The 23,202-nt window shown below is 38.5% G+C and carries 25 protein-coding genes; 12 read left to right on the forward strand and 13 right to left on the reverse strand.

The annotated features are described in order from the left end of the window. Positions 1-4: 4 nt before the first annotated feature. The 4 genes from MS6x_RS09135 to MS6x_RS09150 form a co-directional block, all read right to left on the reverse strand. Complete coding sequence (locus MS6x_RS09135; protein ID WP_482606972.1) at positions 5-1,144, reverse strand: Gfo/Idh/MocA family protein; 1,140 nt, start codon at positions 1,142-1,144, stop codon at positions 5-7. A gap of 121 nt (positions 1,145-1,265) precedes the next feature. Then, positions 1,266-2,498: a nucleoside permease gene (locus tag MS6x_RS09140; protein WP_482606973.1), complete on the reverse strand. Its 1,233-nt coding sequence runs from the start codon at positions 2,496-2,498 to the stop codon at positions 1,266-1,268. 9 nt (positions 2,499-2,507) lie between these two features. Beyond that, entirely contained in the window at positions 2,508-2,951 is a 444-nt protein-coding gene (locus MS6x_RS09145) for a DinB family protein (protein WP_482606974.1), read from the reverse strand. Positions 2,952-2,969: 18 nt separating this feature from the next. Further along, entirely contained in the window at positions 2,970-3,962 is a 993-nt protein-coding gene (locus MS6x_RS09150; RefSeq protein ID WP_482606975.1) for a sugar phosphate isomerase/epimerase family protein, read from the reverse strand. Positions 3,963-4,134: 172 nt separating this feature from the next. Between MS6x_RS09150 and MS6x_RS09155 the strand changes: the two genes are divergently transcribed. The 3 genes from MS6x_RS09155 (at position 4,135) to MS6x_RS09165 (ending at position 7,489) form a co-directional block, all read left to right on the forward strand. Continuing rightward, positions 4,135-5,847, forward strand: coding sequence for a GMC oxidoreductase (locus MS6x_RS09155; RefSeq protein ID WP_482606976.1), 1,713 nt, complete (start codon positions 4,135-4,137; stop codon positions 5,845-5,847). Next, the gene (locus tag MS6x_RS09160) at positions 5,847-6,494 is read left to right on the forward strand and encodes a gluconate 2-dehydrogenase subunit 3 family protein (RefSeq protein ID WP_482606977.1); all 648 of its coding nucleotides are present in this window, start codon (positions 5,847-5,849) and stop codon (positions 6,492-6,494) included. Before MS6x_RS09155 ends, MS6x_RS09160 begins: the two co-directional genes overlap by 1 nt. A 71-nt stretch (positions 6,495-6,565) precedes the next feature. Further along, positions 6,566-7,489 (forward strand): hydroxypyruvate isomerase family protein, encoded by a 924-nt coding sequence (locus tag MS6x_RS09165; RefSeq protein ID WP_482606978.1) that lies wholly within the window; start codon positions 6,566-6,568, stop codon positions 7,487-7,489. A 781-nt stretch (positions 7,490-8,270) separates the two neighbouring features. On the opposite strand, the gene MS6x_RS09170 is transcribed toward MS6x_RS09165, so the two are convergent. Further along, the gene (locus MS6x_RS09170) at positions 8,271-8,807 is read right to left on the reverse strand and encodes a hypothetical protein (RefSeq protein ID WP_482606979.1); all 537 of its coding nucleotides are present in this window, start codon (positions 8,805-8,807) and stop codon (positions 8,271-8,273) included. A gap of 2 nt (positions 8,808-8,809) precedes the next feature. Beyond that, complete coding sequence (locus MS6x_RS09175) at positions 8,810-8,962, reverse strand: hypothetical protein (protein ID WP_482606980.1); 153 nt, start codon at positions 8,960-8,962, stop codon at positions 8,810-8,812. A 341-nt stretch (positions 8,963-9,303) separates the two neighbouring features. On the opposite strand from MS6x_RS09175, the gene MS6x_RS09180 reads away from it, so the two are divergent. Next, a complete protein-coding gene (locus MS6x_RS09180; protein WP_482606981.1) occupies positions 9,304-10,038 on the forward strand; it encodes a LytR/AlgR family response regulator transcription factor in 735 nt (244 codons plus the stop codon). Beyond that, complete coding sequence (locus MS6x_RS09185) at positions 10,039-12,030, forward strand: tetratricopeptide repeat-containing sensor histidine kinase (protein ID WP_482606982.1); 1,992 nt, start codon at positions 10,039-10,041, stop codon at positions 12,028-12,030. It abuts the gene before it with no gap. Here the strand turns inward: MS6x_RS09185 and MS6x_RS09190 are convergent. Further along, positions 12,023-12,592, reverse strand: coding sequence for a DUF3109 family protein (locus MS6x_RS09190; protein WP_482606983.1), 570 nt, complete (start codon positions 12,590-12,592; stop codon positions 12,023-12,025). The two genes, MS6x_RS09185 and MS6x_RS09190, sit on opposite strands and share 8 nt — an antisense overlap. Before the next feature lie 116 nt (positions 12,593-12,708). Here MS6x_RS09190 and MS6x_RS09195 point away from each other — a divergent pair, with 116 nt between their 5' ends. Both MS6x_RS09195 and MS6x_RS09200 read left to right on the forward strand, forming a co-directional pair. After that, on the forward strand, positions 12,709-13,293 hold the full coding sequence (locus MS6x_RS09195; RefSeq protein ID WP_482606984.1) for a MarC family protein: 585 nt from the start codon (positions 12,709-12,711) through the stop codon (positions 13,291-13,293). Between the two features lie 34 nt (positions 13,294-13,327). After that, complete coding sequence (locus MS6x_RS09200) at positions 13,328-13,531, forward strand: hypothetical protein (protein ID WP_482606985.1); 204 nt, start codon at positions 13,328-13,330, stop codon at positions 13,529-13,531. A gap of 110 nt (positions 13,532-13,641) precedes the next feature. On the opposite strand, the gene MS6x_RS09205 is transcribed toward MS6x_RS09200, so the two are convergent. The 4 genes from MS6x_RS09205 to MS6x_RS09220 all read right to left on the reverse strand — a co-directional run bounded on the left by MS6x_RS09205 (position 13,642) and on the right by MS6x_RS09220 (position 17,169). Beyond that, positions 13,642-15,267 (reverse strand): S41 family peptidase, encoded by a 1,626-nt coding sequence (locus MS6x_RS09205; protein WP_482606986.1) that lies wholly within the window; start codon positions 15,265-15,267, stop codon positions 13,642-13,644. Positions 15,268-15,284: 17 nt separating this feature from the next. Next, a complete protein-coding gene (locus MS6x_RS09210; RefSeq protein ID WP_482606987.1) occupies positions 15,285-15,716 on the reverse strand; it encodes a deoxycytidylate deaminase in 432 nt (143 codons plus the stop codon). Between the two features lie 89 nt (positions 15,717-15,805). Continuing rightward, the gene (locus MS6x_RS09215) at positions 15,806-16,390 is read right to left on the reverse strand and encodes a HupE/UreJ family protein (RefSeq protein WP_482606988.1); all 585 of its coding nucleotides are present in this window, start codon (positions 16,388-16,390) and stop codon (positions 15,806-15,808) included. Positions 16,391-16,428: 38 nt separating this feature from the next. Continuing rightward, positions 16,429-17,169, reverse strand: a complete 741-nt coding sequence (locus MS6x_RS09220; protein WP_482606989.1) for a TerB family tellurite resistance protein — start codon at positions 17,167-17,169, stop codon at positions 16,429-16,431. A gap of 134 nt (positions 17,170-17,303) precedes the next feature. Here MS6x_RS09220 and MS6x_RS09225 point away from each other — a divergent pair, with 134 nt between their 5' ends. From MS6x_RS09225 to MS6x_RS09235, 3 genes are all read left to right on the forward strand, one after another. Then, positions 17,304-17,714 carry a BrxA/BrxB family bacilliredoxin gene (locus tag MS6x_RS09225; protein WP_482606990.1) on the forward strand — a complete coding sequence of 137 codons (411 nt, stop codon included), beginning with the start codon at positions 17,304-17,306 and terminating at the stop codon, positions 17,712-17,714. Positions 17,715-17,797: 83 nt separating this feature from the next. Continuing rightward, a complete protein-coding gene (locus MS6x_RS09230; protein WP_482606991.1) occupies positions 17,798-18,535 on the forward strand; it encodes a lysophospholipid acyltransferase family protein in 738 nt (245 codons plus the stop codon). Further along, entirely contained in the window at positions 18,532-19,212 is a 681-nt protein-coding gene (locus tag MS6x_RS09235; RefSeq protein ID WP_482606992.1) for an HD domain-containing protein, read from the forward strand. Before MS6x_RS09230 ends, MS6x_RS09235 begins: the two co-directional genes overlap by 4 nt. Before the next feature lie 110 nt (positions 19,213-19,322). Here MS6x_RS09235 and MS6x_RS09240 read toward each other — a convergent pair whose 3' ends face one another. Continuing rightward, the gene (locus MS6x_RS09240) at positions 19,323-19,619 is read right to left on the reverse strand and encodes a hypothetical protein (RefSeq protein ID WP_482606993.1); all 297 of its coding nucleotides are present in this window, start codon (positions 19,617-19,619) and stop codon (positions 19,323-19,325) included. 166 nt (positions 19,620-19,785) lie between these two features. On the opposite strand from MS6x_RS09240, the gene MS6x_RS09245 reads away from it, so the two are divergent. Further along, positions 19,786-20,433 carry a hypothetical protein gene (locus tag MS6x_RS09245; protein ID WP_482606994.1) on the forward strand — a complete coding sequence of 216 codons (648 nt, stop codon included), beginning with the start codon at positions 19,786-19,788 and terminating at the stop codon, positions 20,431-20,433. Positions 20,434-20,579: 146 nt separating this feature from the next. Further along, the gene (locus MS6x_RS09250) at positions 20,580-21,485 is read left to right on the forward strand and encodes a hypothetical protein (protein WP_482606995.1); all 906 of its coding nucleotides are present in this window, start codon (positions 20,580-20,582) and stop codon (positions 21,483-21,485) included. Between the two features lie 219 nt (positions 21,486-21,704). Here MS6x_RS09250 and MS6x_RS09255 read toward each other — a convergent pair whose 3' ends face one another. Then, complete coding sequence (locus tag MS6x_RS09255) at positions 21,705-23,108, reverse strand: glycosyltransferase family 2 protein (protein WP_482606996.1); 1,404 nt, start codon at positions 23,106-23,108, stop codon at positions 21,705-21,707. Positions 23,109-23,202 lie beyond the last annotated feature (94 nt).

Raw genomic sequence — 23,202 nt, forward strand, 5'->3', positions numbered from 1 at the left:
ACCCTTATTCTTCCAAAGCAACCCAAGTATTCCCATCTTTATGGGACTTCACGGTAGCCTCAATAAAATCCATGCCACGAACACCGTCCGTCATGGTAGGGAATTCACCATCGTTATATTTCTCACCGCGTATGGCACGTGCTGCTCCTAAGTAAATATTTGCCATAGAATCAAAAATACCTTCTGGGTGGCCGGCAGGCAATTTAGTGCCATCCAAAGACAGTTCAGAGTTATAGGCGTGTCCGGGTTTGTAGACTTGCGTGGGCTCCGTATCGCTCATTTTGTAGAGGAAATTTGGCTTTTCCTGTTCCCATCTAAATGCTCCTTTTTCGCCATAAATTGCAATGGCAAGTCCGTTTTCCTCACCAGTTGCTACTTGACTTCCTCGGATAACTCCCTTTACATGATCTCCCATACGTATAAGTACCGTTCCATCTACATCCATTTGGTTGTCCTCGTAAAGATAATTGAAATCACATAACAAGGACTTCACTTTTAAGCCAGTGGTATATTCTACCATGTTAAACGCATGAACGCCAATATCGCCCATACAAGAACTGATTCCCGCTTTTTTAGGGTCTAGTCGCCAAACGGAGTTCCGCATGTCTTTATCATGGATAATGGTATTTATCCATCCTTGATAATATCTTGCATCTACCTTGTGGATTTTACCAAGCGCTCCCGCCTTAATCATTTCACGCATTTGACGCACCATAGGATAGCCCGTGTACGTATGGGTCAGGGCAAAAACAGTACCCGCTTCCTCATGGGCCTGCTGTAGTATTTTAGCTTCCTCCAAAGTGGTGGTCATTGGCTTTTCGCAGATGACATGAAAACCATTGTCCAATAACTTTTTGGCCATTGGAAAATGCAAAAAGTTAGGTGTAAGCACGGAACATACCTGAATACGCTCTTCTTTTGGAAGTTTCATTTCTTCGGCGATAAACGTTTCAAAATCCTTATAGATACGGTTTAACGGCACGTCTATCTCCGCGGCGAATGCTTTATTCGCTTCAAAATCTATATTAAATACCGCACCGGTAATTTGATAATTATCATTTATATGGGAAGCTACCCTGTGTAAAACTCCAATGAGGGAATCTCCTCCTCCTCCTAAAATTCCTAATCGTATTTTCTTTGGCATCTTGTAATCGTATTAAAATTAGTATAAATTATTTGCTAAACATAATCTTACATTACTAGCACATGGATTTCATAATAACAGGCAAGTAATAAATTTAAAGACTTTCGATGTATCTAAAAAATTAAGATTTGTAGTCGATTTTTTCTGGTTTGAAAAACAGGGCAAAAACAACCATCACAAATAAGGCAAAGCCGGCCGGATACAACCAAATGGTCTCCCAAATATGAGAACCATCGCTTAAAAGATAGCTATCGGATATTTTACCAGCTATCCAAAAACCTATCAACATACCAATGCCGTAGGTGGCCAATGTAATTAAACCCTGTGCCGAACTCTTATATTTTTCTCCAGCTTTGCTATCCGTATAAATTTGCCCGGAAACAAAGAAAAAATCATAACAGATACCATGTAGTGCGATACCTATGATGAGCATAAAACCGAGCTCACCTACATCTCCATAAGCAAATAACACATAGCGGACTACCCATGCCAGCATTGCTACCAAAATGGTTTTCTTAAAGCCAAATTTAGTAAAGAAATAAGGAAGCAAGAGCATAAAAAGTATCTCGGAAATTTGCCCTAAGGTCATTTTACCTGTAGGGTTCTCCATCCCTATCTCTACTAAAAAAGGATTAGCGTTTTGGTAGTAAAAAGCCAGAGGAATACAGATTAAAATAGAAGAGATAAAGAATATCAAAAAATTCCGATCCTTAAACAGTTCCAACGCATCTAAACCCATGAGTTCTTTTATACTTGGATTCTGGTTACTGGCTGCCGCCTTTGGTGGTGTTTTTGGCAGGCTAAAACTGAAAACCCCAAGTATGACAGATGCAATTGCCGTCATCAAAAACGTATTTTTGAGTAAACCTTCTTGTATGCCAGATTCAGAATCCCAACTAAACAAGTAACTAATCAGTAGCCCAGCTATGACCCAACCCAAAGTTCCAAAAACCCGTACCAAGGAAAACTCCTTTGCCGGATTTTTCATTTGATTGAAAGAAACAGAATTCACCAAAGCCAGTGTAGGCATATACAAAATCATATAACCAAGAACATAAGGGTAGAACACGTCAAAATTATCGGAGCCGTACATTAAATACAATAACAAGGCACCACCCAAATGTAGGATTCCTAATATTTTTTCGGCGTTAAAATACCTATCGGCAATAATACCGATAATAAAAGGAGCCAAAATTGCTCCCCATGATTGTGTAGAAAAAGCAAGTGCTATTTCACCATCAGTTGCATTAATGTTATTGCCCAAAAAAGTACCAAGGGTCACGAACCACCCGCCCCAAATAAAAAACTCCAAGAACATCATTATACATAGCTGTATCCGAATTCCAACGCTCATAAAAGTGTTTTATCGTTTATAATTCACATAATCCAGAACAATAGGGGCGATGCCATTATTTCTAAAATCCGTCGCTATTTGTCCACGATGGTTGGTAGAATGGTTAATAATATGAAAAAGCATATCCTGAAGGGTGTTGGTAAACAAACGTCCTTCAGAATTATCATAATCTATACGTTTTTCAAAATCCTCGGCATTCGTACAGATTTCAAAAGAGGTTCGTTGGTTCTCATAATGAATATCCTCCCAATCCTTTAAAGGATGTCTTTGCCACACCTTTAAATCAGGTACTTTACCTACAATTCTTGCATTCCAAATATGATGGGCGTTCAATAAGTGACTAAATAACTCCTCTGACTTGTCCAAGGTTTTATCCAAACCGGCACAGTGCTCAATAATCTTCTTATTACAATAAAAATTATAATCGAACAACTCATTAAAAAAAGGCTTCATAACACTGTGGCTTTTTGGTTATTTAATTTCTTCGTTCGCCTTTAGCAGTAAATCACGAGTAGCTATGATACCTTCTTCTTCGCTTAACTCGCTGCCTTCGTACTCCACACCAATAAATCCGGTATATCCGGCATCCTTTACCATTTGTACCATTTTCATATAATCTATTCCGGTATCGTAACCCTGATCATCAAAGTTATTGCTCTTTGCACTAACCGCCATGGCATAAGGCATTAGTTCCTTTACTCCTTTATACTTATCGTACTCCACGGCACATTCCCAACTATCCGGTTTTCTTGTAATACAAAAATTACCGAAATCCGGTAGGGTACCCACATTGTCCATATTAGTCATTTCCATAACCTCGGCATGTAAGGCACCGTTGGAAGATAATCCTCCGTGATTCTCGACCAAAACATTGATATTTTTAGTCTTGGCATACGTACCTAACTTGGTAAGGCCGTCTACAGAATTCTTTTTCCAAACTTCTGGGTCAGAACTTCCGTTAAGATTTACTCTAATGGCATGGCAGCCCATTGCTGCTGCGGCATCTACCCATTTTTTATGTTTTTCTACGGTTTCGTTACGCTCTGCTTCATCATCGGCGGCAAGGTTACCCTGACCGTCTATCATAATAAGTACATTCTTCATCCCATGCTTTTTCGCCTCTGCATTGCTCTTAGAAACGAAAGCGGCCATGGCTTCTTCTGAGTAATTGGCATCCGACAACTCAGGATTATAGAGTTGACTCACATATTCCAACCCCGTAAAGCCCCATTCCTTGGATTTTTGAGCAAATGAATATGGGTCTACACTATCATTACGGATCATTTTATGCATTGACCATTGTGCCAATGAAAGGTCAAAAAAGGGTTCCTTATTCGCCTCTAATGTAATTTCTTCCGATTTTTCATCCTTGTTTTCATTCGCTTCCTTGCAAGAATAAGTTGCAAAAAAGACGAATGCGGCGCAAAATGTAACTGATTTTTTAAAAGAAAAGATTGTTCTCATACGTAAAAAAATTTCATTATTTATTGGTTTAATATACATCCTTTGATCAACGATTCACTTGAAGATTATGAAAAAACATATTTGTAATTTACAAACGATGTTCATTAAGAATAAGCTTTAAATGTATTGAATTAATTTTATATTTAATAAATTTAGGAAATAAACAATCCCTATGAGTAAATTTTATTACAACGAAGAACAGGAATCCTATGACGCCATTGTGGTAGGAACGGGAATTAGCGGAGGCTGGGCCGCAAAAGAATTATGCGAAAAAGGATTAAAGACCTTAGTCCTTGAGCGGGGCAGGATGGTAACGCATATCGAAGATTATGAAACGGCCAATAAAGACCCTTGGGATTTTTCCAATGGTGGGGACATTACCAAAGAAATATTAGAGAAACAGCCAAAACAGAGTAGAACAGGATATACCACTAAACAAGCTAGCAGCATGTGGTTTGTAAACGACTTGGAACATCCCTATAACGAAACCAAGCGTTTTGATTGGATGCGTGGATACCATGTAGGCGGAAGATCGTTGCAATGGGGCAGACATAGCTACCGATGGAACGAAATGGATTTTGAAGCCAACAAAAAGGATGGTATAGCGGTAGATTGGCCTGTACGGTACAAGGATATTGCCCCTTGGTATGACAAAGTGGAGTCATATATTGGAGTAAGTGGCGAAAACTTAGGAATACCACAACATCCGGATGGTGATTTATTACCAATGATGGAACTTAATTGTCTGGAACAACATTTTAGGGAAAAAGTAGCGGATAATTTTGACGGCCGTGTAGTTACTGCAGGTCGCGTAGCACACCTTACGGGAGACAAAAAATTTGATGGTAGAAGCAAATGCCAGTTTAGAAATAGATGTATACGAGGTTGCCCTTTTGGCGCATATTTCAGTAGCCTTTCCTCTACGCTCCCCGCAGCGGAACGTACCGGAAATCTTACCTTAAGACCCGACTCGATTGTAAGTGAAGTTATATATGATGCGGATACAAAAAAAGCAACTGGAGTAAAGGTCATTGATCGTGTAACCAAAGAAACCTACGAATTTAAGGCCAAGGTAATCTTCCTTTGTGCTTCGGCAATTGCCTCTACATCAATACTAATGCAGTCAAAATCTGACCGTTTCCCTAACGGAATGGGCAACGACTCGGACCAACTGGGACGCAATATCATGGACCACCATTTAGGTGTTGGTGCTTCTGGTAAGTTTGATGGTTTTGAAGATAAATACTATAAAGGAAGAAAACCTAATGGTGTATACATTCCAAGGTTTAGAAACCTTGGAACGGATTCAGATAAAAGAGACTACATAAGAGGTTTTGGGTACCAAGGTGGTGCATCTAGGGGAAATTGGGAAGATACGGTAGCTGAATTATCACATGGTAAGAATTTAAAGGACGCTATCCTAAAACCAGGAGGTTGGCAATTTGGTATTGGTGGTTTTGGCGAGGTACTTCCTTATCAAGAAAATCGTTTCACGTTAGATTATGATAAATTAGACCAATGGGGGCTACCCACCGCTACGTTCGATGCTGAGTTTAAAGAAAATGAATGGAAAATGCGAGAGGACATGAAAGAATCTGCCGTAGCTATGCTTGAGGCTGCCGGACTTAGAGATGTTACACCCTACGACAATCCTGGAGCTTTAGGCCTAGGCATACATGAAATGGGAACTGCGCGCATGGGCCGGGACCGCAAGACTTCTGTATTGAACGGGAACAACGCACTACATGATGTACCTAACGTGTATGTAACCGATGGTTCTTTTATGACATCGGCCAGTTGCGTAAACCCATCATTAACCTACATGGCGTTTACGGCAAGAGCTGCCGACCATGCCGTAAATCAACTTAAAAAAGGAAACATATAATGAATAGAAGAAAAGCACTTAAAAATATGGGTTTGGCCTTAGGTTATACCGTGGCCACTCCTACGCTAATCAGTTTGGTTCAAGGTTGCAAAACGGAACCCGCTATCACATGGACGCCAGAGTTTTTTACAAAAGACCAAGGCGCAGTTCTTACAAAATTGGTAGATATTATCTTGCCTAAAACGGATACCCCTTCTGCCTCAGAGGTGCAAGTGGACATATTTATTGACCGTTTTGCAAAAGAAGTCATGGAAAAAGAGCAACAAGATTTTCTAAAAATGTCGATGTCAAAATTCATGGCCAAGGCCTTGGCAGATAGTTCTATCGAAAAAATAGAAGACCTTACTGCAGAAAACATGGAACCTGTTTTGGCGTCGGCCTTAAAAGTGACCCAAGATGACCAAGTACTATACATGGATAAAATCAACGCTTATAATGAAGCAATGGCCGAAGGGAAAGAAACCAGCCTAGAGGATGGTGTTTCTAGATATGCCTTTGCAAATAACCTAAGAGGATTGGCCATTTGGGGCTATAAAACCTCTGAATATGTCGGCGAAGAAGTATTGGCATACCTTCCGGTTCCAGGAGAATATATAGGTTGCGGAGAGGTGCAGGAACTCACCGGTGGAAAAGCTTGGTCCTTGTAGCGAAAATTTGATTGTTGCTATAACTTTCAATATTGCAAATGCCTAGACTTTGAATCCTTAATGGTAGACTCATGAAAAGAAGAAGTTTTATTCATAAAACCGCCCTTACCACAGGCGTGATTTCTCTTGGTGGGGCTTTTTCATATACGCAAACCGCTAACCCAAAAATAATACAGCATCCCTTTAATCTAAAATATGCCCCACATTTGGGCATGTTTAAAAATCTTGCTGGAGAAGACCCCATAGACCAATTAAACTTTATGGCCGACCAAGGCTTTAAAGCCTTTGAGGACAATGGCATGAAAGATCGCGATAGTGCGTTACAGGAAAGGATGGCGCAGACGATGCAAAAAAGAGGTTTGGAAATGGGCGTGTTTGTAGCGCACCAAATTTATTGGAAAGAGCCAAACTTAGCTTCTGGCGACACTACCAAAAGAAAAGAGTTCCTAAGCGATATTAAAGCATCTATCGCAGTTGCCAAACGGGTGAACGCAAAATGGATGACAGTTGTGCCAGGACATGTAGATCTTCGGCTAAACATGGGATACCAGACCGCCAACGTGGTAGAAGCATTAAAACAAGCTTCCGAAATGCTGGAACCGCACAACATAACAATGGTTCTGGAACCACTAAACTTTATGAACCATCCTGGACTATTCCTTACCGAATCACCACAAGCGTATGAAATTTGTAAGGCAGTAGATTCACCTTCCTGCAAAATTCTTTTTGATATTTATCATCAGCAAATCCAAGAAGGCAACCTTATCCCAAATATGGAAGCATGTTGGGACGAAATAGGATACATCCAAATAGGAGACAACCCAGGTCGCAATGAACCTACAACCGGCGAAATAAACTACAACAATGTATTTAAATTCATACATGGTAAAAAGTTCAACGGTATTTTAGGTATGGAACATGGAAATTCTAGACCCGATAAAGATGGGGAGCTAGCTGTAATTGATGCGTATAAGAAAGTGGATGACTTTCTATAACTCCAAGGATAAAGTCCTTATATAGAAGGTATTTGCAAATTACCTCTTCTCATGTTAAGTTTCCTTCATGATACCTAATATTGACCTTACCGGTATATTAATGTTTTAGCTTATACTATGGTTCAATTTAAGTAGTTTATCGAAAAAATATAACCTTTCGATGAACTGCATGTTCATAAGGTAAGGAATCTACTACTTTTTCGTTTATTTGTGTATGTCCCCATATATAAGCCTACTTATCGCATACATTACTTTATTTTGTTTATCCAAAATAATATTTCGATTATATGTAAATAGAAAAATACGTGTTAAAACTAGCGTTCTAAATGCGGAAAGCAATACGAGGACTAAAAACCATACATCATGGTTATTTAATTTGCTTACCAAAAATTTGATAAAGTTTCCGTAGCTCCAACCAGGTTATTCACTTCAATAAATAACTTCCCAGTTATATTATAATAAACAAGTACATGCAATTGTGTTGGTCTCTCAACTATTAACTTAAGTTACGGCATACTCAAACATTTTAGAGAATGCACCTAGATCTTTCTCATTTTTCTTCACTGCTATTCTAAAATAACTGCTATGTCTAGGATTCCATATTATACGGCTCCTCCCTATGTCTCATAAAATGAAAATGCCCGTCAAGCGCTAACGTAAGGTAGTTCCCCCGAAACCTATCATTAGACCAGTAATCGAATAAACAAGCTATCCGATTACCTTTTTGATTTGACGCTCAAAACATAGTTGCAGAGCCGTATTTCTTAATATGAACAACTTCTTATCTCGCATCAAAGTCACCTTTAATGTCTATAGTTTCTCCATTTTGATTTAAAAGAACCATTCTCATTGTACCCTTAACACTGGTATTACAAAAACGGATAATACGAACATTTCCCTTTTTTGTAAAAAATAGTTTCTCCCCCAGGGTGTCACTACTGAAAGCGCCAAATACCCCATTAGAAGGATTTAAAAAACTCTCTACAATTTTCACCTTATAATTTCCTAAAGGCAAATTATCAGTTGTATTCTCTTTACAAACTACAACCTCCATATTATGGGGCAACACGGCATTACTCCCATTAAAATGCAATTTCAAAACACTAAAAACAGCACCAGTTGAAGAGATTTTATCCATATAGCTAAAACTCATTTCTCCAGTTAGTTGATAATCAGAATTTCCTTCAACTTCCAATATGTAAGTCCCACTTAGCATTAAAGGCAATTTCTTTAAATCTTTTCCTGTACTTGAAATTAAAAGCAATGGCAAAAAACCTAAAAATATAATTCTTAATATTTTAAACCCTATCGCGTACATAACTACTCCGGACTAATTTGACTATTCTCATGATAACTAGCAACAGTATTTAGCTGCTCGTTGTTATCCATGCTATCTTCATTGGTTCCTCCAAAAACCATTGCCGTAAAAAGTGAGAGCAACAGGAAAACAAACATGATTAGACATTTTTTCATCTTACTATATTTTGGTCTATCGTTACGCTTTGAAACGTAATCTCCTAAACTTAAGTACCATTTAAACTTTGCTCTAAATTAACTGAAGAACTAACGCAAATGAGCGGCGATGTATAGTCTGTCAATTTTATTGTATAAACGGGTAACGACCCGAAAACCTTAACATCAAACATATTTATTTGTAATCTTTTACTTACAATTTTTAATGAAATAAATTCATATCCAATTGTATACTATACTTGCGAATTATACCAAATTAACTCCCATTGACACATAAATACGTTTCAACTAACACCTAAGAATTATTTTTAACTAACTTCCATTATTGATTTGCGTAGATTATGCTAGAAGCGGTACTTGTAGATGATGAAATAAAGGCCTTACAGAGTCTGTCCTGGGAGCTCACTAATTTTAGTGACGAGATAAGTGTATCGGCATCTTTTACGAATCCGTTTGAAGCTTTGGAATATCTCGAAAAAAACACGCCTGATTGCCTATTTTTAGATATTGAAATGCCCACAATGGATGGTTTTCAGTTTATTAAGAAATTGAGCAATAAAAATTTTCCGGTCGTAATTACGACCGCGTACAATCAATATGCCATAAAAGCACTAAAAAACGAAGCTATAGACTATCTTCTAAAACCTATAGATACAGATGACCTTCAGGAAACCATTGTAAAAATTAAAAAGTTTAATAGTCGAAATTTTACTGCCGATAAATTAGAGAAAATACTACTCAATTTTAATTCAAAATCCGTCAATAAAAAAATAATGCTGAATACGGACGGGAAACTTATCTTTTTGGAGAGCGACGATATTCTTTATGCGGAATCTGATGGCAACTACAGTACTATTTTCTTATCTGACGGTCATAAGATTGTACTTACTAAAAAATTAAAAGAAGTTAACACCATTCTACCTTCAGATTCGTTTTTTAGAATCCATAATTCATACATCATCAACCTTAATAAGATTAAAGAGTTTTTAAAAACCGATGGTTATGTTGTCTTAAAATCCAATCATAAAATACCGGTATCCAGACAAAAAAAATCAGATTTCTTAGACTTACTTTAAATGGTTTTCATATACTTACTTAAGGCCATTGTAAAATCCCATACCAGTTTCAAATTCAAAAAAAAAGGTAGGCAAATCTCCTTTTTCGTAACTCTTTACGTATTATTTGCTACACCGGCAGTTGCGCAAACTATACCAGAATCGTTCAAACAACTTGCCGATAGCGTGATTAACGCCGCACCTAAGTCGTTTACCGAAATACACAAGGCAATGCGCAAGCACAGAACCGATACTGTTAATATGCGGTTCTTTAGTGAATTATCAAAAGAGAAAGGATACTTGGAGGGTGAGTCCTATGCCTTAAGTGAATTAGGACGTACATATAGATATATTTCCAATTATAGCAAAGCGATACAACTACACGAAAAAGCACTAGAAATAGCCAATACGGCCAATAACCTAGAGCTTAAAATCTCTAGCCTCAACTACTTAGGAGTTGTATACAGGCGAACATCATCGGTGAGGACAGCGATGGACTTTAATCAACAAGCTTTAGTACTTGCAGAGGCAGTTACAAATCCATCGGAAGGTATAAAGCGGAGTATCAACGTTTCGTTGAATAGTATAGGCAATCTTTACATAGCACTTAACCAATATGACCTGGCAATCTCTTATTTTGAGCGTTCCTTAAAATTAGAGGCAGAACTAAACAATATTTTAGGGCTAGCGGTAAACCACCAAAATATTGGCCAATGCCAAGAAGAAATGGAAATGTTGGATCAGGCGCTGGAAAACTATTCTATATCCTTGTCCTATAACGAAATGTTAGATAACAATATGGGGCGCGTAATCTGCAAGAATAGTATTGCCAAAGTCTATATAAAAAAAACGCGATATGAAGAAGCTCTAAACTTAATAGAGGAAACGATACCTGTAGCCATGCAAATGGGAAATGGGTATTTAATAGCCCAATCCTATAACAATTTGGGTTGGGCACAGCTTCGAATGAAGCAAAACGCTAATGCTGAGCGGAGCTTGTTAAAAGGGTACTCTGTAGCGGAGAAACATAATCTTAAAGACGAATTATCGCAAGCAGGTCATTTATTATCTGAACTTTATGAAGTAAAAAAGAACTACCAAAAAGCATTGAACTATAAGACCAAAGCCATAGGTTTGGACCAAGAGATTTTAAACGATGGTACTATTCGCTATGTCAACGATATTCTTTTTAGGTACGACAATGAAAAAAAAGGGAATGAAATTGAAGTTTTAGCAAAACAAAATGAAATCGTAAGACTAAAGCTTAGAAAGAATAGAACTTTACTCCTCATTGGAGTTTTATCCCTTATTCTCTTAACGGGGATTCTTTACATTCTATACCGCCAATACCAATTGAGCAACGAAAAGAAGTTGTTAACCTTGGAACAGACGATGCTACGTAGTCAAATGAATCCCCATTTTCTGTTTAATTCTCTTAATTCCATAAAATTATACATCATTAACAATGAGAAAAAAAATGCGGTACACTACCTCAACAAATTTTCAAAGTTGGTGCGAAAAATTCTAGAAGCATCATCCCAACGCGAAATTCCATTGGCAGAAGAGCTAGAAACAGTTGAGCTTTATATGAACATAGAGAACATTCGATTTTCCAACGAAATCAATTTTAAAATAAATATCAGCGATGATATTGATGTTCATACTGTAAAAATTCCTTCGTTAATACTACAACCTTTTTTAGAAAACGCGCTATGGCATGGACTCTCCTCAAAAGAAGGAGCTAAAAACATTACATTAGACGTTACCTCTGGTGAAGACGGCTTCATTAACATAGCTGTCACAGATAATGGTGTTGGAAGGGATAAAGCAGAAAAAATTAAGGAAGGTAAAGTATTAAAACGAAAATCTATTGGTATCGATATTACCAAGGAACGCCTTGCAAACTTCTCCAAGGACTATCAAAATTCTTTTCATGTAGAGATTATTGATATTTACGACAACGCTAATCTACCATCAGGTACAAAAATATTACTTCACATACCTACTATTTAAGGTGTTCGCCTGCTACCGTTTCTAATTCTGAGTACCAATCGGCCCCAAATTTTCGTATTAAAGCCTCCTTAACGAATTTATATACCGGTACTTGTAATTCCTCGCCCAACGAACAGGCCGGATCGCAAATTTGCCATTTATGGTAATTAACCGCAGTTAATTCTGTATACTCCCGTATTCGAACGGGATACAGATGGCAGGAAACAGGTTTTTTCCACGTTATCTTACCTTCATTGTATGCCTCTTCTATACCGCATTTAGCGGTGTTCTTATCATCAAAAAACACATAGGCACAGGCACTACCGTCTATTAAGGGCGTTTCCCATTCCCCATCATCACCTTTTACAAAAGCGCCCACATCTTCTATAACCTTTATACCTTCTGGGCTCAAAAATGGTTTTACCTTGGTGTAGATATCTACCAGTATTTCCGTTTCCTTATCCTCTAATGGCGCACCTGCATCACCATCTACACAACAAGCGCCTTTACAAGCGGCTAAATTGCAAACAAAATCGTTTTCTATAATTTCTTCGGATACGATTGTCTTCCCTAGTTGGAACATTTCTTTTTTTTAGTCTCGCAAGATACACCATTTAAGGAGTACCGTCCAGGAAGATATTTTAAGAATAAAAATCCAAATGGCATTATTAAGCGTAAATTTGCAAAAAATTTGAAAGAATGACATTTAATTTTGACCTTAGACAAATTGCAACATCGGGCATGGTACTTTTTGCCGTGATAGATATTTTAGGTAGTCTCCCTATAATTATCGGACTTCGAAAAAAAGTTGGACATATACAATCCGAGAAAGCTTCTATAGTAGCTGCTTGCCTTATGGTAGCCTTTTTATTTATAGGCGAAGAACTCTTAAAACTTATAGGTATCGATGTAAACTCTTTTGCTGTAGCGGGAGCCTTTATTATCTTTTTCCTTGCCATTGAAATGATTTTAGGCATTACCTTGTATAAAGACGATCAACCGGAGAGTGCGTCTATCGTCCCTATAGCTTTCCCCTTGATTGCAGGCGCGGGAACTTTAACTACCTTACTGGCTATGCGCGCGGAGTATTATGTGGAGAATATTATTGTGGCGATTATCGTAAATATTATTTTTGTGTTCATCGTACTTAAATCATCGGCCAGGATAGAAAAATTCTTAGGGAAAAATGGCGTAAGCGTTATCCGAAAAGTATTTGGCGTAATTCTTTTGGCCATAGCTGTTAAATTATTCACAGCAAACATCAACGAGCTTTTTAACAAGTAAAAAAGGGCGTATTTTTACAACAATCCTTGATATTATGAACAGAATATTTTTGATTATATTAATTGTTCTCGCGATAGCGCTTATTGCCTATAACGTAACCCTAATAGATTTTGCTGCTCCTTTTCAAGGAGATAGCACCATCGCTCTTATTGGAATTGTGGCCTCCCTTTGTGCTATCATACTTATTTTGCTATACATGACAAGCAAAAAAGTACAGCAGAAAATAAATGAGGACTGACTTTTGGCTTTAGTGCAAAACACCCGTTATTACTTAAACAGGGGCGAACCAATGTTTTAAAATAGAAGGCTGCCTAATTACACTTCCGTAAATGCAATTGCCAGAGCCTCCTAGTTTGTTGCCTCAATAGCGTCTGCTTCTTCCTGTCTTACGGCAGGGTTGTCCAACTCAAGCACTTTTTGAAGCATCGCGTCCCGATTGCCCTTAATTTTACCATGTACATTGGCATCGAATAACTGCTCTCCCAACGCTGCCTTTAAATAGAGTTTAATACCTTCTTGATTGCCATAAAAATCCATGGACAGTTCTCTTTTTAGGGAATAGTCTACAAAGTTTTGAAACAAGATGTCGTCAACGGTATAGTCCGTTATAAATTCCTCTTCAGAATAGTGTTCGTATCGCTCTCTATCCTCATCCAAATGCTCAAAAACAAAGAAAGACAGAAAACCATAACTGTCCATACTTTGCACAGCTTCCTCTTCGTTGGAACCAATTGGCACAAAAACATCCGGTATAATACCACCACCACCATATACAACTTTCCCTTTTGGCGTCTTAAATTTTAGGGAGTCGGCTACCTTAATACTATCTACAGAAAAGAGCTCACCATTATGGTACCGCTCCGTAAAACGTTTGTAATAGTCTTTGTTTCCCTTTTGGTAATCCTTTTGAATACTCCGTCCGGTAGGGGTGTAGTATCTGGACACGGTTAACCGCACGGCAGAACCATCTCCCAATGCCATCTCGCGCTGTACCAATCCCTTGCCAAAGGAACGGCGGCCAACTATCGTACCTACATCATTATCCTGTAGGGCACCTGCGATTATTTCACTGGCCGAGGCGGAACGTTCGTTTATTAGTACGTATATAGGTTTGTTCTCAAAACTCCCTTTATCCGTAGCGTATGTTTTGTCTATATTTCCTTTTTTATTTTTAGTGAAGAGAATAAGCTTGTTATCCTGTAGAAATTCATCTGCCATTTTCTCCGCAACCCCCAAATACCCTCCCGGGTTGTCCCGTAGGTCCAGGACAAGTTTCTGTGCACCTTTTCGCTGTAGGGTATTTAAGGCGGATTTAAATTCTCTATACGTGGATTCTGCAAACCGATTGACTTTAATGTAGCCCATATCCGCTGTTAACATATAATAGGATTCTACACTTTTAAGGGGCACAATACCGCGTTTGACATCAAAGGTTATGGTTTTATCCTCGGATTTGCGATAGACCGTCAATTTCACATTGGTGCCTTTCTTTCCTTTTAATTTATCTACAATGACCGAGCTAGGCATACCCTTTCCAAAAAGAGTATCGTTATTTGCCATAAGAATTCGATCTCCTGCTTGTATCCCTTTTAAAAAGCTTGGTCCGCCTTTTACCGCTCTTATAACGGCAATAGAATCCTTATAGGGATAAAAATTGACCCCAATACCCACAAAATCGCCCTTCATACTCTCAGACACCCTCGCCATATCTTCCTCCGGAATATACACGGAGTGGGGATCTAGCTTCTCTAAAATACTGTTTACGGTAACATCTACAATACTATCGGTATCAATATCATCTACGTACTCATAATCGATATAATCTATGAGTCGGTTTAGTTTATCTTTTTTGGAGTTTGTAGTAAAAAGTCGCTCTGGTGTATCGTTAAAATGTAATTTACCCCCCACAAAAACACCTAATGCCAAAGCTGCGGCAATTAGGGAGGGTATTACGTAGGTATATTTCTTTTTCATGTACGTTCCTTTAGGTACTACCCATCTATTTTGGGCATGTGCACTAATTGCACCCCTGCTTTTTCCAAAAATTCCAATCCGGAATTATCCTTGTATCCTTTTTGATATACTACACGATTTATGCCAGACTGGTGTATTAACTTACTACATTCCCTACAAGGCGATAAGGTAATATATAAGGTAGCACCTTGGCAAGACTGTGTAGAACCTGCAACTTTTAATATAGCGTTGGCCTCTGCGTGCAATACGTACCACTTGGTATAGCCTTCGTCATCCTCACAAAAATTCTCAAATCCCGTTGGTGTACCGTTATAACCATCGGAAATAATCATTCGCCCCTTAACGATTATGGCACCAACCTGTTTGCGTTCACAGTAAGACAATTTGCCCCATTCCTGCGCCATTCTCAAATAGGCCTTATCATATTTTTCTTGCTTGTTTTTCTTCATCCAATTAGCTCCCGTAGGCCCATACACCTCTAAGATAAACGCTTTGCGAACCTCTTACAACCTATAGGCAATAATTTAACAAAACCATACTACCATGGAAACGTATCATACAGCAACGGTATTGTAATTAAAATAATAATTGTACTTGCCACCGTAATAAAAACAGCTTGTTTTAATTTTAAGACAGACTGGCATAGATACGCAAGTACCAGCACTAGGAACACAATAATAACTTGAGAAAGCTCTATTCCTAATGCAAAACCCAACAAGGGCCTTACTTTCTCGTCCAAATCGGCTACTAACATTTTAAAATAGTTAGAAAACCCAAAGCCATGTACCAAACCAAAGAACGCTGTAGCTACACTGTGCCAGACCATACTTTTATGTGCCGTTTGGTTTCGTAGTTTTAAGATGTTGTACAAAGCGGTGAGCAAAATTGTAACAGGTATCAAAAACTCGATTAAGGAAACGTCTACCGTGATAATTTCGAACGCAGATAGCCCTAAGGAAAAACAATGTGTTACCGTAAAGATAGTGGCCAGCCAAACTACGTTTGTCCAATTTTTAAAGGTAAATGGTATGGCCAGGGCCGATAAAAACAGAATGTGGTCGTAAGCGCTAAAATCCAACACGTGATCCAGTCCTAATTTTGTGTAAAACCAAAAATCTTGCATGGCAATTTGTTTAAATAAGTTTTTAATTAGCCTCGTTATCAACCAATCCCTCGTTCCTGCTGAATAGTCTCATAGGCCTTTTGTACTTCCTTGAATTTTTCCTCGGCTCCTTTTTTTATGGCTTCGTCTTGTGTATTTACGCGATCGGGATGGTATTTTTTTGCCATATCCCTGTACGCCTTTTTAACTTCCTGGTCCGTAGCTGATTTTTGAATATCCAGAATCTTATACGAATTATCGGCGGACTTGATGAACATCGCCATGATACTTTCAAAATCTCGTAGGCCTACACTCAAATAACCTGCAATTTCTCGTAGCTTGGACACTTCTGGGTTGCTGATACTACCATCGGCCTGTGCGATACCGAATAGAAAATGAAGCAATTGTAACCGCACTTCATAGCGTGTTCTATGGGTCAAAAAAGTACATATTCGCTGTGCAGAAATTTCCCTTTTTTTATTTACCTCATTAAAAGTTCTAAAAATAGCATTTGCTTTCTCCTTTCCATACGTACCCACAAAATACTGGCGAACATAATCCATCTCACGCTGACTCACCTGTCCGTCTGCCTTAATGACAATGGAGCAAAGCGACAGGAGATTCAATTCAAAGTCTGCTGGAGAAACGGACTGCCGTGTCATGTCTCCGAAAATACTTTGCGCACCTCCAGATTTAGATCCAAAAAGACTATCCAGCACACTCCCGGCAAAAAAACCCAAAAAAGCTCCACCAATTCCCCTAATAAAAAAACCAATAAAGGCTCCTACCCATTTAATCATAATCGTTTTTAACTAGTTGCCAAAGATAAAATATTAAGCATAGAACAAATGACTAATGAAACGTTAAGGTCTCTATAAGAAACAACACAAATTAGTTATCTTTGAAATTCGATTGATAATTTAAAAAATAGACTATGTATCCTGCGGAATTAGTAAAACCTATGAGAGAGGACTTGGCATCTGCCGGGTTTGAAGAATTACATACAGTAGAAGCGGTAGAAAATGCCATTAAAAAAGAAGGAACTACCTTGGTGGTAGTAAATTCTGTTTGTGGCTGCGCGGCCGCCAATGCTAGACCTGCTGCAAAAATGAGCTTGCAAAACGCCAAAAAACCTGACCATACCGTTACGGTATTCGCCGGGGTTGATACAGATGCGGTAACTGCGGCAAGAAACCTTATGGTTCCTTTCCCACCATCATCACCATCTATGGCCCTGTTCAAAGACGGTGAGTTGGTACACATGATAGAGCGACATCATATCGAAGGAAGGCCGGCAGAAATGATTGCCGAGAACTTGGTACAGGCATACGAGGAGTTTTGCTAGAAAATACCATACTGTGTTTCCTTTGAATATGAAAAACAAAAATTAAAACCACTTCAATCGGAGTGGTTTTTTATTTTTGCACTATGCAGAAGCTACTGTCCTATCCATTAACGATTCTTTTTTTCTTTGCCTTTGGCGGGACTTTATTGCTTTTCCATCCTATCATTTGGTTCTGCCATCACGTTTTTGGCTATGAAGGCATAAAACGTGCTATAAGCGTTCTCAACCTGACATTAATGCGTACCACAAATTTGTTGGGAACTACCTACCGATTTACTAACAACCACAACATTCCTCTTAACAGACCCCTTATTATTGTGACCAATCACCAGAGTATGTACGATATACCGCCTATTATCTGGTACATGCGCAATCACCACCCGAAATTCGTAAGCAAGAAAGAATTGGGAAGCGGTATCCCAAGCGTTTCCTACAACTTAAGACACGGCGGCGCAGCGCTGATTGATCGCAACGACGGGAAATCAGCAATTATGGAAATCGGTAGATTGGGGAGCTATGTTGAAGAACATAAAAGGGCAGCCGTAATTTTTCCCGAGGGTACGCGAAGCCGGGACGGACACCCAAAACCCTTTAAACCCATGGGCCTTAAGATGCTAATGAAAAAATCCCCATCGGCGTTAATAGTACCAATAAGCATTAATAACTCCTGGAAATTGGTGCGTTATGGCAAATTCCCCATGGGATTGGGCGCAAAAGTATCTTTTGATGTACACGAACCGATAGAAAACAAAGGGAATATTGATGAATTGATAACCCAAATAGAAACCGCCGTAAAATCTGGCATAACCTACTTTAAATGACCGATTCTGAACTTGTAGAAGAAACCATCACTTTTGTAAAAGAGACCTTACAAGATGCCGAAGGTGGACACGACTGGTTTCATATTCAACGGGTGTTCAATAATAGCATCCTTATTGCCAAGACAGAAAAAGTAAACCTCTTGGTCATAAGCCTTGGTGCGCTGCTGCACGATATTGCAGATGCTAAATTCCACGATGGGGACGAATCCGTTGGCCCAAAAATGGCCAAAGCTTTTTTAAAATCTTTGGAGGTCGATAAAAAGATCGTAGACCATGTGGTGAAAATCATCAAACATATTTCCTATAAAAATTCCTTGGATAAGGGAAACAAAAAGAAATTTAACTCACTGGAACTTCAAGTAGTTCAAGATGCGGACCGTTTAGATGCTATTGGGGCTATAGGAATTGCTAGGGCTTTTAACTACGGTGGCTATAAAAACAGGGCCATGCATAATCCGGATATTCCGCCAAACCTTAAAATGAGTAAAAGCGAATATAAGAAGTCGGATGCGCCTACCATCAATCATTTTTATGAAAAACTATTGCTACTCAAAGACAAAATGAATACCAAGACCGGAAAGCATCTGGCCGAGCAGCGACATCAATTTATGCTGGACTACTTAAAACAATTTTATAAGGAATGGAATCCTTTAGCCGTTAAACTGAACTTAAGTTAATCCTTTTCCTTTCAAAGTAATACATCGGTATCCAAACACTCTTGGATGTTGGTTTACAGTAGCTTGATTGGCTTAAAAACAATAAGTCAACACTTTTGACTTGTCGCTATTTATTTCGTTACCGCCTCCATAATGGCAATATAAAGATAGGTAGCACCAATAAAAGCGGTCGCAGTAACCGCTGCTACGCCCAATAAATTACCAATTGGTTTTTTTAGCTTAATATTTTCGACAATTTTATAGGCAATAATAAAAAGGACCACAACCTGAAAAACAATAGTTGCATACGGCAAACTGTATCTGAAAAAATCAATATCAAAAATATAGGCAACTATTCCATAGCAGATGACCAAAATAGAACTGCCGAGTATAATCATCAGTAGTTTATAGAGTAGCTTTGTTCTCATTACGTTTTGTTAGCTTATGCATTAAAAGGCCTTTCCCACAACTCTTTTTGTAAAATTACTGAAATCGAGACCAATGCTACCTACTTGATTAAAAACAATAAATAAAATACTATTATCCCAAACCTATAAATCATTTGATTACATTTAAAAAAAGCATTATTAAGTCATGAAAAAATCTCTTTCCATACTTGTTGTTGGTCTTGTTTTAATGGCCTTTGGTACCTCAAAAACTAGTATTACAGAAGTTTTGCACGAAACTTCTAGATTTGATAATCCAACACCAGTTGATACGACAGGAGCCAAACAATTCTGGGATAGTTTAAAAAGCCATTGCGGCAAGGCCTTTGAAGGAAAAATAATGGACGCACCAGCCGGAGACGATTTTTACGGTAAACGCTTGGTAATGCATGTGCTCTCATGTAATAAAGATGAAATTTTGATTCCCTTTAATGTGGGCGACAACCGCAGTAGAACATGGGTTTTAAAATACAAAAACGGTAGGATAGCACTAAAGCACGACCATAGGCATGAAGACGGAACATCGGACAAAGTGACCATGTACGGCGGAACGACCAGTAATAGTGGTCTCCCAGATCTAGCCGTTTTTCCAGCGGATGAACAAACGGCTGCTATAATTCCCGCAGCAGCCAATAATGTATGGTGGATTACCCTTGATGAAAAAGCATTTACCTACAATCTAAGACGTATAGGTACAGAACGTTTTTTCTCCGTATCCTTTGATTTAACTACAGAAATAGACAAGCCAAAACCATCTTGGGGTTGGGAAGGTTATGAATTATCAAATAAAAATTGAGATAGCTCCTTCGTCTTCCCGTCGAATGCAAAACCAACTATACTTTTGTTGACCAATATCCCAAGGAATACCTTTCAAAACCTCCTCCATGTTCCTTAAAACCTGAACAAAAGATTTAATTCTGCAATTATTGGCTAACTTTAAGTATGGCTGTAATTCAAACGCGTTTAAATCAACTGGAAAGGCTCTTTTTGTCCGAAAGTTCAAAAAAAGCTATCGAACGCGTTATATTAATACTTGCCATTGCCAGTTTTGTAGTACACCTGTTATTTATTTATTTTTCTGAATTGTTCCTATTCTTAAACCCGGAGAGTCCTTTACTAGGTAGTCCTATTGCCGCAGTATACACACCATTCTCCTTTATTTTAGTTTACGAGGTATACCTTTTGGTGTACTATTTGCCCCGATCTATAACCACTTACATCAGTAAGCAATACGAAATCATTAGTCTAATTATCATTAGAAGATTGTTCAAAGATTTGGCAAACCTTGAACTGAGTACCGACTGGTTTACCATCAAGGACGACTTACAATTTACCTACGACATCCTCGCCTCGGTAATGCTATTCTATCTACTATACTGGTTTTACCGTTTAAACAAGAGTCGAAAGATTTTACACCCCAATATATCCTCACTTGGGATTGCCATGGATAAGTTTGTTACCTTCAAAAAGGTAACCGCTGTGATTTTGGTGCCGCTTTTACTAGGTTTGGCCATGTATACGTTCGGTAAATGGGGCTATCTTGAATTTATGGATAATGACGGTAGTTTAAAGGAACTAAAAAACATCAATAATATCTTTTTTGATGAGTTTTTTACAGTGCTCATTGTTGTAGATGTATTACTGCTCTTAGTCTCCTTTTTCTATACGGACAAGTACCATAAGGTAATCCGAAACTCGGGGTTTGTTATTTCTACCATTCTCATCCGGATATCCTTTTCGGTAGATGGACTAGTGAATACCGTTTTAATTGTTTTCGCGGTTATTTTTGGGTTGACCATATTGGCCATACACAATCAGTTTGAAAGAGATTTAGAGAGCAAACAATAATAAATCATAAATCAACCTTTAGCGGTAAAAAATGTTTGATTGCAGTATTGCTTGTTGATAAGCTGCCTAAGGTTTAAACTCCCCAACAAGCGTTATAAAATTATCACGTAAGTTGCTTGTGGTCCCACTAGAAGTTTCAAACAAAAAACCAGCTGTATCCTGATCTGACACCGCTGGTTTTCTATTCCAATTACACTAATCAATGTATGTTTTATTTTCTTATCCCCTTGTCAACCACCCTCTTTTACTTGCGGTAGCTATGGCGTACGGCGTAATCCAAAACAGCCCGAACGTAAACAAAACGCTGTAGGAGTATGCCCAGAACGATTCGGCCAAACTATACCGTTTTGCATAGAAAAGTACAGGGAATGTTGATAGCACTAGAATACTCAAAAAGGTTGAACTTAGGAAAAGTAACGGATGTGTCAACACAAAAAATAACATAAAGAACATGAAGGGGTAGCTCATGATAATTTTTGTAGCCTGACTGAAAAACAATAACCGCGTACCTACTTTTGAACCTTCCCTGAAATTAGTGAATACATATTTAGACATTTGAATGTTCTCCCGAACATTACTTCTGCCCCATCTAATGAACATTTTATACAACCCTTGATACTGCTCTGGCACATTGGTATACGCATAAGCGTTTCTTTGGAACAGGACGTGATATCCTTGCCTTAAAATCATATTGGTCATCGCTCTATCCTCACCAATATCTGACGCTTGACCCATAAAAGTTTGGTTAATCCATTCCGGAAGACAGGCAAAAACAGCCTCGCTACGGTAGGCCGCCAAAGCACCTGGTGTACATAATACGGAATTTAAGCTACTTTCCGCGGAACGCACAAATTCAAAACTAAGTACAAAACTCACATCCAACATCTTGGGCAATAGTGCCTTTTCGTTGTTCAATACACGAATATTCCCTGCAACGGCGCCACATTTTTTATTGGTTACAAACGGACTAACCAAATTACGGAGCGTATCTTTCTTTACTATGGAATCGCTATCCACGGTTACAAAAACTTCTCCTGTACCTTCGTTAAATCCACGATATAACGCATGACGTTTTCCCATATTTTTTGGTTGTTGGCAAATAGAGACCCGATCTCCCAATTGCTTTTTGGCCTCTTGCATCCATTTCCAGGTATCGTCCTTACTGCCATCATCTATGGATAGTAACTGTAATTTTTCTTGTGGAAAATCACTCTCTGCCAAACTCTTTAATGTTGCCCAAACCTGTTTTCCTTCGTTATAAGCGGGAACGATTACAGTAACGGTTGGCAGTTCATCATCAGATACCGAGGCAATAGGCTTATACATGAAATAGCGCACCAAAGTGTACAAAAAGAACAAGGCCTTGTAAAGAAACAAACTAGATGCGATAGCCATAAAAATGAACCCAAAGGTGGAAGCCCTACGGTCTAGTCTAAACTGTGTAAAATCGTTCTGTAAAATAAAAACGAGATACGCCGCGCCTATCATTAATACGAAGGTGCTACCCAAAACGAAAACGCCCCAAGCGTTTGCCGTTGCAAAGAAGTTCTTGATATTACCAATAATTCCTTTGGAACCTTGCGCATCTAACGCTAAGTTAGATTCCTGTACTCTTTTAATCATTTTGTTTTCAAGTTTCATATGAGAAGTTTGCTCGTAAAAATGTTCTTAGGTTATACGTGTGGTTTGTAAGTTTAGATGTATGTTACCCTTAAAT

This window comes from Maribacter sp. MS6 (assembly GCF_056839185.1).

Coding starts and splice junctions, on each gene's coding strand:
- MS6x_RS09150 (WP_482606975.1), bottom strand. CDS start 3,962: ATGAGAACAATCTTTTCTTTTAAAAAATCAGTTACATTTTGCGCCGCA.
- MS6x_RS09145 (WP_482606974.1), bottom strand. CDS start 2,951: ATGAAGCCTTTTTTTAATGAGTTGTTCGATTATAATTTTTATTGTAAT.
- MS6x_RS09135 (WP_482606972.1), bottom strand. CDS start 1,144: ATGCCAAAGAAAATACGATTAGGAATTTTAGGAGGAGGAGGAGATTCC.
- MS6x_RS09235 (WP_482606992.1), top strand. CDS start 18,532: ATGACCGATTCTGAACTTGTAGAAGAAACCATCACTTTTGTAAAAGAG.
- MS6x_RS09220 (WP_482606989.1), bottom strand. CDS start 17,169: ATGATTAAATGGGTAGGAGCCTTTATTGGTTTTTTTATTAGGGGAATT.
- MS6x_RS09240 (WP_482606993.1), bottom strand. CDS start 19,619: ATGAGAACAAAGCTACTCTATAAACTACTGATGATTATACTCGGCAGT.
- MS6x_RS09205 (WP_482606986.1), bottom strand. CDS start 15,267: ATGAAAAAGAAATATACCTACGTAATACCCTCCCTAATTGCCGCAGCT.
- MS6x_RS09230 (WP_482606991.1), top strand. CDS start 17,798: ATGCAGAAGCTACTGTCCTATCCATTAACGATTCTTTTTTTCTTTGCC.
- MS6x_RS09175 (WP_482606980.1), bottom strand. CDS start 8,962: ATGAAAAAATGTCTAATCATGTTTGTTTTCCTGTTGCTCTCACTTTTT.
- MS6x_RS09185 (WP_482606982.1), top strand. CDS start 10,039: ATGGTTTTCATATACTTACTTAAGGCCATTGTAAAATCCCATACCAGT.
- MS6x_RS09180 (WP_482606981.1), top strand. CDS start 9,304: ATGCTAGAAGCGGTACTTGTAGATGATGAAATAAAGGCCTTACAGAGT.
- MS6x_RS09170 (WP_482606979.1), bottom strand. CDS start 8,807: ATGTACGCGATAGGGTTTAAAATATTAAGAATTATATTTTTAGGTTTT.
- MS6x_RS09140 (WP_482606973.1), bottom strand. CDS start 2,498: ATGAGCGTTGGAATTCGGATACAGCTATGTATAATGATGTTCTTGGAG.
- MS6x_RS09155 (WP_482606976.1), top strand. CDS start 4,135: ATGAGTAAATTTTATTACAACGAAGAACAGGAATCCTATGACGCCATT.
- MS6x_RS09200 (WP_482606985.1), top strand. CDS start 13,328: ATGAACAGAATATTTTTGATTATATTAATTGTTCTCGCGATAGCGCTT.
- MS6x_RS09250 (WP_482606995.1), top strand. CDS start 20,580: ATGGCTGTAATTCAAACGCGTTTAAATCAACTGGAAAGGCTCTTTTTG.
- MS6x_RS09165 (WP_482606978.1), top strand. CDS start 6,566: ATGAAAAGAAGAAGTTTTATTCATAAAACCGCCCTTACCACAGGCGTG.
- MS6x_RS09215 (WP_482606988.1), bottom strand. CDS start 16,390: ATGCAAGATTTTTGGTTTTACACAAAATTAGGACTGGATCACGTGTTG.
- MS6x_RS09195 (WP_482606984.1), top strand. CDS start 12,709: ATGACATTTAATTTTGACCTTAGACAAATTGCAACATCGGGCATGGTA.
- MS6x_RS09225 (WP_482606990.1), top strand. CDS start 17,304: ATGTATCCTGCGGAATTAGTAAAACCTATGAGAGAGGACTTGGCATCT.
- MS6x_RS09210 (WP_482606987.1), bottom strand. CDS start 15,716: ATGAAGAAAAACAAGCAAGAAAAATATGATAAGGCCTATTTGAGAATG.
- MS6x_RS09255 (WP_482606996.1), bottom strand. CDS start 23,108: ATGATTAAAAGAGTACAGGAATCTAACTTAGCGTTAGATGCGCAAGGT.
- MS6x_RS09245 (WP_482606994.1), top strand. CDS start 19,786: ATGAAAAAATCTCTTTCCATACTTGTTGTTGGTCTTGTTTTAATGGCC.
- MS6x_RS09190 (WP_482606983.1), bottom strand. CDS start 12,592: ATGTTCCAACTAGGGAAGACAATCGTATCCGAAGAAATTATAGAAAAC.
- MS6x_RS09160 (WP_482606977.1), top strand. CDS start 5,847: ATGAATAGAAGAAAAGCACTTAAAAATATGGGTTTGGCCTTAGGTTAT.